At 36.3% G+C, this 13,044-nt stretch carries 12 protein-coding genes; 9 read left to right on the plus strand and 3 right to left on the minus strand.

The window, feature by feature from the left end:
• Positions 1 to 71 precede the first annotated feature (71 nt).
• From CWD91_RS05740 to CWD91_RS05750, 3 genes are all read right to left on the minus strand, one after another.
• Positions 72 to 1,820: an alpha-amylase family protein gene (locus tag CWD91_RS05740; RefSeq protein ID WP_103440028.1), complete on the minus strand. Its 1,749-nt coding sequence runs from the start codon at positions 1,818 to 1,820 to the stop codon at positions 72 to 74.
• Between the two features lie 47 nt (positions 1,821 to 1,867).
• Positions 1,868 to 2,794 carry a carbohydrate kinase family protein gene (locus CWD91_RS05745; RefSeq protein ID WP_103440029.1) on the minus strand — a complete coding sequence of 309 codons (927 nt, stop codon included), beginning with the start codon at positions 2,792 to 2,794 and terminating at the stop codon, positions 1,868 to 1,870.
• Positions 2,795 to 2,883: 89 nt separating this feature from the next.
• On the minus strand, positions 2,884 to 4,176 hold the full coding sequence (locus tag CWD91_RS05750) for an MFS transporter (protein WP_205164604.1): 1,293 nt from the start codon (positions 4,174 to 4,176) through the stop codon (positions 2,884 to 2,886).
• A 674-nt stretch (positions 4,177 to 4,850) separates the two neighbouring features.
• On the opposite strand from CWD91_RS05750, the gene CWD91_RS05755 reads away from it, so the two are divergent.
• The 9 genes from CWD91_RS05755 to CWD91_RS22775 all read left to right on the plus strand — a co-directional run bounded on the left by CWD91_RS05755 (position 4,851) and on the right by CWD91_RS22775 (position 13,035).
• On the plus strand, positions 4,851 to 5,876 hold the full coding sequence (locus tag CWD91_RS05755; RefSeq protein ID WP_103440031.1) for a LacI family DNA-binding transcriptional regulator: 1,026 nt from the start codon (positions 4,851 to 4,853) through the stop codon (positions 5,874 to 5,876).
• Positions 5,877 to 6,239: 363 nt separating this feature from the next.
• Positions 6,240 to 6,944, plus strand: coding sequence for a hypothetical protein (locus CWD91_RS05760; RefSeq protein ID WP_103440032.1), 705 nt, complete (start codon positions 6,240 to 6,242; stop codon positions 6,942 to 6,944).
• A gap of 37 nt (positions 6,945 to 6,981) precedes the next feature.
• The gene (locus CWD91_RS05765) at positions 6,982 to 8,148 is read left to right on the plus strand and encodes an ABC transporter substrate-binding protein (protein WP_157943728.1); all 1,167 of its coding nucleotides are present in this window, start codon (positions 6,982 to 6,984) and stop codon (positions 8,146 to 8,148) included.
• Positions 8,149 to 8,158: 10 nt separating this feature from the next.
• Positions 8,159 to 9,655 (plus strand): ATP-binding protein, encoded by a 1,497-nt coding sequence (locus CWD91_RS05770; RefSeq protein ID WP_157943729.1) that lies wholly within the window; start codon positions 8,159 to 8,161, stop codon positions 9,653 to 9,655.
• Complete coding sequence (locus CWD91_RS05775) at positions 9,652 to 10,056, plus strand: response regulator (RefSeq protein ID WP_103440035.1); 405 nt, start codon at positions 9,652 to 9,654, stop codon at positions 10,054 to 10,056. The genes CWD91_RS05770 and CWD91_RS05775 overlap by 4 nt, the downstream gene beginning before the upstream one ends.
• 599 nt (positions 10,057 to 10,655) lie before the next feature.
• Positions 10,656 to 10,976 (plus strand): histidine kinase, encoded by a 321-nt coding sequence (locus tag CWD91_RS05780; RefSeq protein WP_103440036.1) that lies wholly within the window; start codon positions 10,656 to 10,658, stop codon positions 10,974 to 10,976.
• 2 nt (positions 10,977 to 10,978) lie between these two features.
• Complete coding sequence (locus CWD91_RS05785) at positions 10,979 to 11,686, plus strand: LytR/AlgR family response regulator transcription factor (RefSeq protein WP_103440037.1); 708 nt, start codon at positions 10,979 to 10,981, stop codon at positions 11,684 to 11,686.
• Between the two features lie 937 nt (positions 11,687 to 12,623).
• Positions 12,624 to 12,794 (plus strand): DUF6747 family protein, encoded by a 171-nt coding sequence (locus CWD91_RS22770; RefSeq protein WP_192877642.1) that lies wholly within the window; start codon positions 12,624 to 12,626, stop codon positions 12,792 to 12,794.
• Between the two features lie 70 nt (positions 12,795 to 12,864).
• Positions 12,865 to 13,035, plus strand: coding sequence for a DUF6747 family protein (locus CWD91_RS22775; RefSeq protein WP_192877642.1), 171 nt, complete (start codon positions 12,865 to 12,867; stop codon positions 13,033 to 13,035).
• The last annotated feature ends 9 nt before the right edge of the window (positions 13,036 to 13,044 follow it).

Below are 13,044 nucleotides of genomic sequence, written 5' to 3' on the forward strand. Positions count from 1 at the left end.
TTAATCTTTCCTTTTCATTTTGGGGGACTTTGGGATTTTTCAGGGCCTTATAATTTTAAATATTGCCAAATTTAAAATACCATGCTTTTAGCAATACCATTTTGAATATAATTTATGGTAAAGATACAAGTTTTAAGATTTGCCTTCAACTGTGCCATATCTCTGTTATTGGTCCATACAATATCCAATTCGCTCTCCGGGGTTTCATTAATTTTAACGGTACCCAAAAATGCCTTTGATGTATTTCTTAACCGGATTATGTTTAGTTGATTTAATACAATATCCTTTTTAAGACCTTGCTCTACATCCTGCATTGTTAGGGTTGTTCTATTTATCTCCTTGTGTCCTGCATCACCCCCTTTATCCGCAGCTTCGTAGTCGTTTTTTCCAGCAAATATATCCAAATACCAAACCTGTGGAATCCCTGGCATAAATAACTGGATTGCCCGCGCCAGTAACAATTTTTGATCATTTTCTCCCAATGCACTAAAAAAAGTAGCGTTTACCTGATAATAGGAAATCTTTTTCCCCGATGGATCATACAGGTTTTTAACCCTTCCTCCCCTTTCCATAATCTTGTTCATGATATCCTCAATCTCCTTATCCAACAACAAACCTTGATTATAAACACCATTTACCTCCTTGCCCTTTAGATCCAAAACAGGTATCCCGTCATGGCATCCCAACATATTTACCGTTTTATAACCTTTTCCAATTATTTCGTTGACCCAAACCAACAATGCCTTATTGGTGCCATTTTCCAGGGTGTGAATGGTGAGTCCCGGCAAGAAGAAATCATAAATATAATAGCCTTCTGCGGCCACCTCATCGTGTAGATGAAGCCCGTATTCTGCATGAATCTCCGGCAGCAACATTAAATTGTTCTTTTGGGCTATTTGTTTTATGCGCCCCAAATACTCCCAAGTACCTGGTTTATTGAAAAAGTTGGATTCACCGACCTCCTTGTGCAGATAGGCAAAGGCATCCAGTCTTAGGATTTTGCAACCAAAGCCCTTTACCTTTTCCAAGGTTTCCTCATAAAAATCCCAAACCAAGGAAGATTTTGCGTTGACATCCATTTGTCCCAAATAGGACCGATTTCGATTTACGATTTGTAAGATTTCACCTTTGAAGTGGTTGCAGTCGTCAAAGTCCAGGTTGTCTAAATCTTCACCTATTTCTATAGCTCCATTTACCTTGTCACAGATTGATGCTACCTCTCGGCTTGATAAAGCTTGTAAGCTTACTAAATCTTTGGGCGCAATTTTATTATAACCAATATGCTGATAAAAAGTATTCCAATAGGGCTTTTCCGTACCATCCGGGAAATACACCTTTAAAATGGGCAATCCGGATTTCCTCATAAAAAGTTTATTGAGATACTCTTCCTTTGGGATTATAACCCCATTCTTGCCCATTTGGCCATTGTCCTTCCAAAACTCGTTCCAATTGATAAAAAAGTCCTTAAATTTTGAGTCGTCACCAAGCTTCAATAAATCTTGGAACTGTGGAGATGAAACCGATAAATGGTTTAGAACGATATCAAACTTCAACTTTATATTTAGCCTATCGAAGGCCTTTAAATCTGCTTCGGAAACCAAATCTTTATTTAAGTTATAATCTATTATTGAAAACCCTCTATCCAAATCGCTATTAAAAAAAGTAGGCAATACATAAAATAAGGAAAACACATCTTTAAACTCGGGCATTTCCAACATTACCACCAGGTCGTGCAACTTAGTACCTATGCTATCTGGATATGCATTAAGCATTACCCCATTTCCAATATTTTTGCTATTTGCTATATTCTCTTTTGACATTTACTAATGGGTGGTCTAAATTACCTCTTGTTTTAATGGATTAAAATTTAAAGAAGTTCTGATAATATATTGATGTTATCCGGCAACCTACCAACATTCTGCAATTTTAGTGCTGCAAGTTGCAATGCCACCTCCAAGCATTTTTCAACCGGTTTCTCTTTTATATAGGCAAACAGGAACCCCGACCAAAATGCATCTCCCGCACCTGTGGTATCCATTACATTATCCACTTTAATGGCAGGCAATTGAATAATCCCCTTTCCTTTTTGTGATAATTTAACCCCTTTGCTTCCTAAGGTTAAACAGACTATGTCTACCCCTTCCGAATGAAAAAAGTTAAATATTTCGTCATGGGACAAAGTTTCCTCAAAAAGCCTAAGCATATCATCCTCGCTAATTTTGACCAAGGGACCAAACTTACAATACGCCTTAATTACCTTAAGGGCTTCTTCTTGACTTTCCCATAATTTTTTGGCATAATTAACGTCTATACTTAACTTACAACCCTGGTTATAGGCCTCTTCCGCCTTTTTCAATATGGTTGTCCGAGCAGGGTCCAAACTCAAAGCAAAACAAGTGGTGTGAAATATTGTAGAATTCCCAAGAATGCCTTTATCTATTTGGTTTTCAGAAATGCGATAATCGGCAGCACGGAATGGAATAAAATCCGGTGTACTTTGCGATCTTGAGACAAAAATTACACTGGTAGGCCTATCATCAACCGTCTTTATGTAATTGGTATCCACACCTACCTCCTCGAGTCTTTTAAAAATATATTCCCCAAAACCATCATCCCCTACCGTTGCCACCAAGACCGATTTTAATCCCAGTCTGGCGGAATTCATAGCTACATTGGTGGGAGAACCACCTATATATCTATGATAATCCCGAGTTTCATTAATATCCACCCCTGCCTGGTGTCCTATAAAATCGACCAGCACTTCCCCAACACATAGAATATCTATGTTTCTCATGTTATCTTCCAATTAATTCCCCCTTCTTAAACCCATCTCCTTCCTAAAAAGAATAATCGGTCGTTTTGATTTAAACTTATGATTGATATTTAATTAATTTGTGCCTTGGCGTAATCCTTTGAAATAAATAAACACGAAATGGCTCCCAGTACAAAACAAACCCCAACAAAGGCCAAAGCATTTCTTGGATCTCCCTGAAACAAGGCGTCATAAAAAAACGGCACGGTGGCCATACTTATAAACTGCGGAACTACTATAAACATGTTGAAAATTCCCATATAAACACCCATCCGCTCCATGGGTACCGAATACGAAAGTATTACATAAGGAACAGCCATTATGGAAGCCCAAGCCACCCCAACCAGAAACATACATAAGTAAAACATGGTGGTGGTGGTCGCAATTTGCATAGAAAGAAAACCTATGGCCCCAATCACCAAGAAAACGGCATGGGTTAATCTATGGCCCAATTTTTTCCCTATCCATGGAATGGCAAAAGAAATTGTAAAACAGGCCACACTGAATATGGCCAAACTAATTCCGCCATAGAAAGCACCTTTTTCAAAATCTGGATGGGCCGGAGATGCGGCTCCGAATACGTGCCTTGCAATAGCTAAGGATAGATATTGCCACATTAGAGGCAGGCCATACCAAACAAAGAACATGACCCACCAAAGTTGTTTCATGGTTTTGGGCATACTTATAATTGCCTCCTTAACTTCAATTAAGACTTTAGCAATACTTCCCTTTTCCTTTTTTAGTTTTTCAATATCCTCTGGTGGATACTCATTAGTAGTAAAAATGGTCCACAACACGGTACCTAACATAACTATTGCTCCCAATACAAAAGAATACTTAATAAAGTTGGGAATACCATTGGAGTTTTCCAACTCTGCAATTGCTCCATACGCCCCTAGGGTAATTATCCCTAGAAATCCCAACAACCAAGGCATTATGTTTGCCGAAAATTGCCCCAGGCCAACAAAAAAGCTTTGAACTGAAAATCCCAATGTTCTTTGTTCCCCAGGTAATTTATCCGCAATAAAAGCCCTAAAGGGCTCCATGGCTATGTTCATGGAGGCATCCAAAATCCATAATAATCCAGCGGCCATCCAAAGTGTGGAAGAATAGGGCATAAAAATCAGGGCAATACTCGCCAAAATGGCACCTACCAAAAAATAAGGGCGACGACGTCCCAATTTGGTCCATGTTTTATCGCTCATGGCTCCTATAATGGGTTGTACCAACAAACCTGTAAGAGGGCCTGCCAGCCACAGCCAGGGTATTTGGGCTTCGTCCGCACCCAAATATCTATAAATAGGACTCATATTGGCCTGTTGTAGTCCGAATCCGAATTGTATTCCTAGAAATCCGAAATTCATATTCCAAATTTGCCAAAAACTTAACTTAGGTTTGTTTAACATACCATATATTATTGAAGGTTATTTCTATTGTTTATCTAGCAATTGATAACCTATGAATTTAGTGAATTTCGATCAGTCTTAGAAAACCATAAATAATTATAATCCCAAGCTTTATTCCTTTTAAAATAAGTCACACTATTTAAGATTTTGGGCTTAATCAATACCACCAACAGTATTAAACTCTAAGCCAACCTGAAATGCTATTTAAATATATCTTTAATTACTTTTATTTCAATGGTATTTGACCTTCGTTAGTAAAGGAGTCGATTTAATGTTCCCATAATAGCAACTCCTTTTACATAACACTTAAAAAACAACCAACCAACCTAAAAACTTTTATATTTTAACGTAGGTTCCCAACCCTTAGGAAGGACATTACCACACATATTCATTTACCCTTTAAAAGTATGTTGCACCCATTAAATCCAGTGTATCAATTTCAAAACAGATAACACTAATTAGCTTTGAAATTCTAGCTGTTTGCCAATATTTGCCAGGTACATTGCTAAATTTATAATTATTAACACCATAAATTACCAAACTCCCAATCGAAAACGTTTTCGAAATCAACGAAAACGTTTTCGATTTTTATTTTTTTGTTATATTTAATCTTGAAAAAATAAAACTACTGGATGAAACCTGTAACCTTAAAAGAAATAGCCGAACAATTAAACATATCTGTGACCACAGTTTCCAGGGCCTTGAAGGATTATCCTGATATTAGTAAAAAAACCAAGGCTTTGGTGAAAGAGTTGGCTTTAACCTTGAACTATAGGCCCAACGCCTTTGCTGTCAACCTAAGGACCAAAGAATCCAAGACCGTAGGATTAATAATTCCTGAAATTGTCCACCATTTTTTTTCCAACGTCATAAAAGGAATTATCGCCCAGGCAGAAGAAAAGGGCTATCTGGTTATTATACTTCAATCCAATGAATCTTATGAAATGGAAAAAAAGCAGATTCAACTCTTATTAAGCCAGCGAGTTGATGGGATCCTAATTTCATTGGCCAATGGCACAGCCGATTACAATCATTTGACCGATGTCATAGCCCAGGACAAACCCTTGGTAATGTTCGATAAGATTGCCAAAATAGTGAAATGCTCCAAGGTCATCATTGATGATAGAAAAGCAGCTTATACAGCAACACAACATTTAGTAGATACAGGGTGTAAACGAATTGCACATTTTAGAGGCGCCCTTTTACCACAAAATTCCATTGATAGGTTTCTTGGTTACAAAAAGGCCCTATTGGATAATAATATGCCCTACGACCCTTCTCTGGTCTATATATGCGAATGTGGAGATAATAGTTTTGAAGAAGGAAAAATGAATGCGCGCCAATTGTTAAATGACCACAAGGATGTAGATGGCATTTTTATAAATACGGATCTAGTTGCTATAGGGGCCATTACGGAGTTCAACGAACAAGGTGTCAAAATTCCGGAAGATATATCCATAGTCGGCTTTAGTAATTGGTTCATGTCATCTGTCATTTCCCCTACTCTAACTACCATTGACCAGCCGGGATACCAAATGGGAAAAGAAGCCTTTAAACAACTTTATAAGGAAATGCAACAAGTAAAAAATAAAGAACCAATAGTTTTTGAGAGCATTGTATTAAAAACGGAGTTGGTTAAAAGACAATCGACTAAGTAGGTTCAGTATGGTGACATGTGATATTGACAACTTATAAAAGGGATTTCAGTGTAAAATTGAAGGTTCATAACCAACTATGGCTCCGTATCATTTTTCCACTTTATGACAGTACAATCTGCAATTGGAAATAATTCGATCCGTATTTTATTAAGTATTTTCTGACATTTAATACAATATACAAGTCCATATTTAGTTAGTAATTCAAGACTTAAGACGAAAGACCTATAAATTGCAAACCAATAACTTCTCAAATACGTTAAAAAAACTAAGCCCAACAATACGCGACGAAGAAGAGGATTTCAATAAACCATAAACCAACCAATGCCAGTACCATATTTCCAATTACGCAACACCATGTACTTAATGATCATACTATGCATAGTCAATTATGGTGAAGTAAGGGGACAAGCAAATGATGAGCTGACGAATATATCGGGATTTGTAGACTTTAATGGATATTATGATACCAGGGAATTCAGTGTTTTTACTTATAATATACTGATCAACTTGCCCAAAAGATTTCAATATTTCTCTTTGACAAACTATCAGAGTTCCAATAAATCCAATGATTTTTATTCAAATTATGCCGAACATAATCTGCGATGGGGAATAGGGAACGACATTCCTTTAGATCTAACTGTGCAATATGTTTTTCGCAATGGGGAAGACAATGATGACATCCGTTTGGGTTTTCGATGGAAAATAAACGAAACAAAGGGATTGATCGATTTTTTTAAGAAACTCAATATGTCGTATTCCATTAATCCAATGTTGGTACAATTCAGAAGGTCGAATACTACCAAATATATAACCCAACTGGAACACGCCTATTCCATTTTGATCGCTCCCAAGACTTTTGGTAACCGACTTTATCTGGGTGGTTTTGCCGATCAAAATTTCGAAAATGATGGCTATGGTGGAGTTTCCGTTAAGTGGGTTACAGAACATCAATTGGGATTTAGAGTAGTAGATAGGTTGTATACCGTGCTTGAGTTTAGGATCAATGACTATTTACCTACGGATAACTATGGTTTGGGCTATGGCCTAGAATATAAAATTTTGTTCTAAAACCTAATAATAGACAAGACCTATAAAGCAAATGAGGATGGGATCAAAAATTGGAATCGATAAAAATATCAAGGTAGTCATGTTACGACTTTGTCTTTTACTTATTGGCATATCTATATTTAGCGCCTGCAAATCAGAAGTTGAAACAATCAATATTGGATACATCGGCCCGCTTACCAAAAGGGCCACGGATTTGGGAATTGCTCCAGCAAATGCGCTTAAATTATCGGTCTCGGAATATAATGCCAATAGAAAAGCAGGAGAGCCAAAAGTGAATTTATTCGTAGAGGACGACCAGTGGGAAAAAGAAAACTCCATGCCGGCATATGAAAAATTGAGGCGCGAGCATGATGTAAAAATAGTCTTTGTCAGCAATACCGATGGAACAATAGCCATAAGTGATAAAGTATTGGATGACCAAGTTATTTTGGTCAACCCGCTGAACAACGACGCCCTTCTGTCGGCTTTAAATCAAAACATCTTTAAAATAGCCAAATCCACCGAAGAGGCCAATTCGCTAATCGCCATTAGGATAATAGAATTAGGGCTTAAAAAAGTGATTATCATGCATTACCCTAACGACTTTATGACCATGGCAAGCAATAGTTGCAAAAAAATACTGGACGAAAGTGGTATCGAAAATAGGGTGGTAACTGTAGAAAAGGAAAATGTAGATTTTAAGGATGAGCTAAAGTCTTACAAAGAAGCTGGGTACGACGCATTTGTTTTCTTCGGGTATAAGGAATTTGGCTTTGCTATGAAGCAGGCCAGGGAACTGGAAATAACCGCTCCTTTTTTTGGGTCAACGGTTTTGTTGGATCCGGATTACTATGAAAATTCAGCCGGTACCATTATAGGAACGGAATGTAGTTTTTTTACCCCTGCGGACGGTAATTGGGTATTGGCAAATGAATTTTTAAATCGTTATAAATCCACTTATGGCGAAAATCCGTTTTCGGTCTGGCCGCCATTACAGGCGTACGATGCCATGAATTTGGTTTTAAATGAATTAAGGACGCTCAATAGTACACGTGGGAATGGGCAACTTTTTGACGAATGGTTACGGCAGCGGTTATTTAATGTCAAATTTTTTCAGGGCACGTGTGGAAATATTTCCATTAACACAGATGGCTCTTCTAGGGGCATTTACTTTTCCCTATATAAATATGAGGCAAAAGGAAAGTTGTTAAAGGTTAAAAGATAAATCCACTACATTGACTAAAATAGGTTATAAATTAGTACTAGGGTTCGGGATGTTTATAGTCATCCTAATAGCGCATTCGGTTTTGGGTCAGCTTACCACCGATCAGGCGTTGGAAACCCACGACAGGCTTACCACAAAAATAGAGCCCGCCGTTGCGCTTCTTAACGATATTAGGACAGCCAATAAGGAGCTGTATCTGCTTGTGGCAAACAAGGTTATCGACCATAAAAACAGCAGTACTTCCAATAGAATAAAACAAATTATTGAGGTCGATTTACCATACTTCATATCGAATATGGTATTATTGAAGAAATCCCTTGAACCTACAGACCCAAGAAATAAAAATATTGATACCGTAGCTGGATATGCTTCAAAATCCATATTGCTTATCGAAGAAATCAATTCCCTGTTATTGACTTCAAAGGATTACGAGGATCCCATAAAAATAGATATGACCACCGATTTGCTAAATAATCGTCTTTCGGTATTTTCCACGGAAATTGACAATGGGATATCTTTTTTACTAAGGAAGTACAAACAGGAATTGGAAAACAAGGTTGCCGAATTGTCCAATGAACTGCAGAGCAATTCCCGATTCTTCTTGTTAACAAGTCTGCTATTTATAGGTTTTGGGGTGGTAATAACGTATAGGAATACTAGAGCTATAGTTAAACCTATTAATGCACTAATGAACAGTGTACGAAGTATACAGGAAGGGAATTATGAAAATAAAGTGTCGATAAAGGGCAATGACGAATTTTCAATGCTCGGAACTGCGTTCAATCAAATGTCGGAATCTTTGAAATCAAGTTTTGATCAAATCAACACGAAAAACAAAGAACTAGAGCAATTTGTATATATCGCATCACATGACCTACAAGAACCGTTAAGGACCGTCAATAGCTTTACAGATCTATTGGAGAAGGATTATAAGGACAAGTTGGACGAAACGGCTGCTATTTATATTAATTTTATTTCCCAAGCTTCACATCGCATGAGTTTATTGGTAAAGGGGTTGTTGGATTATAGCCGTATAGGTGGAAACAAGGAACTGACCAAGGTTAAATGTAATGAAATGCTGGATGCTTTAAAGGATGATCTTTCTACTTTGATTTCAACGGAGAACGCCACATTGGAAGTTGGCATTTTACCTGAGTTAGGTGTTTATAAGATCGAGTTTAGGCTACTCTTTCAAAACCTTATCAACAATGCGATTAAATTTCACAAACCCGGTATCCCCCCTATTGTTAAGATAACTGCAGCGGAAGAAAAGGATTTTTGGAAATTCAAGATCTCGGATAACGGTATCGGCATAAAAGAGAATCAAAAGGATAAAATTTTTGGCATGTTCCAAAGACTTAACACGCAAAAGGAATTTGCGGGTACTGGTATAGGGCTTGCCCATTGTGTAAAGATTATTGAAATGCACGGAGGTACCATTACGGTAGAATCTGAATTCGGCCGGGGCAGCACTTTTTGCATTACAATTTCAAAAAAACTTATATGAATCAAAAACTAAATAGTATTATGCTTATTGATGATTGTGAAGCCACAAACTATTACAATCAAATAATTATTAATAGGCTCGATTGTGCCAATTCCATAGTAATGGCACAGGGTGGTGAAAAAGCTTTGGAATATCTAAAGAACACTTCTTCAGACGGAAACAGTATTCCTGATCTAATTTTTCTAGACATCAACATGCCAGGCATGAATGGTTGGGAATTTCTGGAAGAGTATGAAAAACTAAGCAACATAAAACAGGCCAAAGTAGTTCTTCTAATGCTGACTACATCACTTAATCCGGACGATCAAGATAAGGCCAGTAAATTGGGAAATGTAAAAGGTTTTGTGAACAAACCATTAGAAACAGAAAAACTGCAAGAACTATTAGTAGCGTATTTTTAAGAAATTCTGAAAATTTAGACAACAGCTAAGAAAATTAAAGTGAGTTTTTAGGTTCCTTTTATGAGTTGATGATATACGAGTGAATCTTACTTCAAAATTAATGTACTGCTTATTTGGGAAGTTAGTGTCTCCATCGGCACGGAAGGAACGCAATAAGGCAGTATAGGTCTTCTTCTTAAACTGAAAAAAGGATATGGATTGGCTCAACATATCCAATTTAAATTAATAGTCTACAGTTTTCGCTACTTCCTTGAAATTTAATTCCCTTTGTAAGAAAAATACACAATGTAGACTATTTTTAGGGTTTGACATTGTTTTTACTTTACTTCACAACATATCCTTTCCATATTGCAATATTGTAATTAAATTGCGAGTTATAGCACTCAACAATTATATGTTTTAACATGAAATTTCCTACTAACATTCAAACAATAGTCAAGGATGTAAACTAAAACGGATTTGGAAAAAATTCAATGGAAATTTTATAATGACCACAATATCACATGGAATATTAAAAAAAGAAAATAGAACAATTGTGCATAATGGCTTACTGGTAACTTGGTCCGCGGACCGTTATATTACACTTGGAAATTGATACTATGAATGAAATCCCAAATCTTACCTATATCACTAAACTTTCCAATGGAAATAAGTCATTTGAAAAAAGTCTTTTGAATATTATAAAGAAAGAACTGCCTAGAGAGGTAGAGGCTTACCAATTACATCTTCATGATGGAGATTTTATTAAAATAGCTGAGGATGTGCACAAAATAAACCATAAAATTAAAATTCTAGGATTGGAAAAAGGCTGCAAAATTGCAGAAAAATATAGAATGGGCTTGTCAGAAAAGAGTCTAAAATTAAAAACAGATTTTGAAGGCATATTGACATCAATGTTGCTTTTTATCGAAAGGGTATAAGTATGAACTGTATTGTTATAGACGATGAGGACACGGCCAGAGCTATAGTTGGACATTTGGTGGATAACCATCCCAACATAGAGTTACTGGATAGTTTTAATAGTGCTATTAATGCAATTAAGTATCTTAACGAGCACTCTGTTGATCTTGTTTTTCTTGATATTCACATGCCAATGTTCACCGGCTTTGATTTTATAAGAACAATCAAGAATCCCCCAAAAATAATATTGACTACATCCGATAAAAACTTCGCCCTCGAGGCCTTTGAATACGAATGTATTGTAGATTATTTTATGAAACCCATTACGCAGCAACGCTTTGACAAAGGTGTGGAAAAGGCCATTGCGACACAAAAGGACACAGCGGCAACATTTGATAGTCCGGTTCCTGATGAAGCTATTGATGATCTTTATGTAAATATAGATAGGAGGCTTGTAAAAATTGATATTCCGAGCATAAATTTAGTCCAGGCAAAAGGAGATTATATATTTTTGAAAACGGCAGATAAAAATTATATGGTGCATTCTACCTTAAAAAAAATTGAGGATAAACTGCCCCAGGATGCCTTTTTAAAAGTACATCGATCTTATGTTATCAATACTAGGAAAATAATAGACATTGAAGATAATAGTGTTTTAATTGGTAAAGATGTAATTCCCGTAAGTCGGTCGAATAGGGCAGAACTTTTGAGGCGTTTACATTGTCTCTAAAAAGTACATGAACATTAAGGGCTATCATCTAAATTTGATAACCAAAAAAAATAGCGTAGTCATCTCTTCGCTATTTTTTTGGTTTTAAGTATTGGCGCTTTATTAAAATGAATAATTCCAATATTAAAAACTTATAGTAGTTCAAGACCATGGATAAACATAGAATTTTTGTAAGAAAATAGGAAGTGAGGTATTCATAAGCCAGGAGTTGGCAAACCCCATGGCCATTTAAATTTCTTTAAGCACGACAGTTAGTTACATTAATTATGGCGAAAGGAAGGAAAAGAAGCGCATCTCCGCCAACACAGGTTTCTTCCACAGCAGAAAAGGAACAATTCCAAAAAAACCTGGTGCTAACAAATATTCCATGCTCCACCCCGTAACCTATACTGAACACAATGAAGAATAGGCCTTCCATATGGGCAACTGGATCTAAATGTGCAGGTGTTGCTAAAAATTAGGCCTCAATTTAATGGGAAATACGGATCTGGTGTTGAGACATTCCATTACCCCCATTCGTCGGGTCCCATGACATCGATTCAGCTATATATAAAGTCAATACCTGATTAATTGCCCTTAACTGCGTTTTGCGTCAACGAGAATCAACGTAAGTATTTTCCCACTCATCTACACTAAAGCGCGATCCACCGAAAAACAACACTTTAAGATGGAGATCCACCTTAAATTTACAGTATTAATAAACCCAAATCAATTTATTATGAGAAATTTAAAATTTATTAACCTATCCACTATTTTACTGTCAACTTTAACTTTAAGTTTTATTTGCTTGTTGTTAATTACACAATTAGCGAATGCATCCAACGGTAATTTAATATAGTGTACAAGCAGTAAGGAACCATATTAAACCTAATACCTGCTTAACAAAAATTAATAATATTTTAAATATCATCCATATTAACCTTAAAATAAACCTACTATGAATACGCTAATATTAATTAAGGAAATTTACAAGGAAGGATTCAAGAATTTAGGCAACAAATTTGTGAAAAATTATTTCAAGGCATTTGCCCTGTTCGGTTTCTCCATGTACGGAGTAGTCCTATACGCCCTAATATTCAGAGTTTCGACTGGCTTCGCATTTGACTAATGTTATAAGTAAAGTAATATTAATAAGGAATAAGAGGATATATAGAATATAACCCAAAAATTAACCTACTATGAATACGCTAATATTAATTAAGGAAATTTACAAAGAAGGATTCAAGAATTTAGGCAACAAATTTGTGAAAAATTATTTCAAGGCATTTGCCCTGTTCGGTTTCTCAATGTACGGAGTTGTCCTATATGCCTTAATATTCAGAGTTTCTACTGGCTTTGCATTTGATTAATAGTAAGTG

Origin of the sequence: Arenibacter hampyeongensis (genome assembly GCF_002909255.1) — a bacterium.
GTDB classification, from domain to species: domain Bacteria; phylum Bacteroidota; class Bacteroidia; order Flavobacteriales; family Flavobacteriaceae; genus Arenibacter; species Arenibacter hampyeongensis.

Excerpts from the sequence above, each read along its gene's own strand:
- CWD91_RS05750 (WP_205164604.1), bottom strand. The coding sequence starts at position 4,176 with ATGAATTTCGGATTTCTAGGAATACAATTCGGATTCGGACTACAACAG.
- CWD91_RS05755 (WP_103440031.1), top strand. The coding sequence starts at position 4,851 with ATGAAACCTGTAACCTTAAAAGAAATAGCCGAACAATTAAACATATCT.
- CWD91_RS05785 (WP_103440037.1), top strand. The coding sequence starts at position 10,979 with ATGAACTGTATTGTTATAGACGATGAGGACACGGCCAGAGCTATAGTT.
- CWD91_RS05760 (WP_103440032.1), top strand. The coding sequence starts at position 6,240 with ATGATCATACTATGCATAGTCAATTATGGTGAAGTAAGGGGACAAGCA.
- CWD91_RS05740 (WP_103440028.1), bottom strand. The coding sequence starts at position 1,820 with ATGTCAAAAGAGAATATAGCAAATAGCAAAAATATTGGAAATGGGGTA.
- CWD91_RS22770 (WP_192877642.1), top strand. The coding sequence starts at position 12,624 with ATGAATACGCTAATATTAATTAAGGAAATTTACAAGGAAGGATTCAAG.
- CWD91_RS22775 (WP_192877642.1), top strand. The coding sequence starts at position 12,865 with ATGAATACGCTAATATTAATTAAGGAAATTTACAAAGAAGGATTCAAG.
- CWD91_RS05780 (WP_103440036.1), top strand. The coding sequence starts at position 10,656 with ATGAATGAAATCCCAAATCTTACCTATATCACTAAACTTTCCAATGGA.
- CWD91_RS05745 (WP_103440029.1), bottom strand. The coding sequence starts at position 2,794 with ATGAGAAACATAGATATTCTATGTGTTGGGGAAGTGCTGGTCGATTTT.
- CWD91_RS05775 (WP_103440035.1), top strand. The coding sequence starts at position 9,652 with ATGAATCAAAAACTAAATAGTATTATGCTTATTGATGATTGTGAAGCC.
- CWD91_RS05765 (WP_157943728.1), top strand. The coding sequence starts at position 6,982 with ATGGGATCAAAAATTGGAATCGATAAAAATATCAAGGTAGTCATGTTA.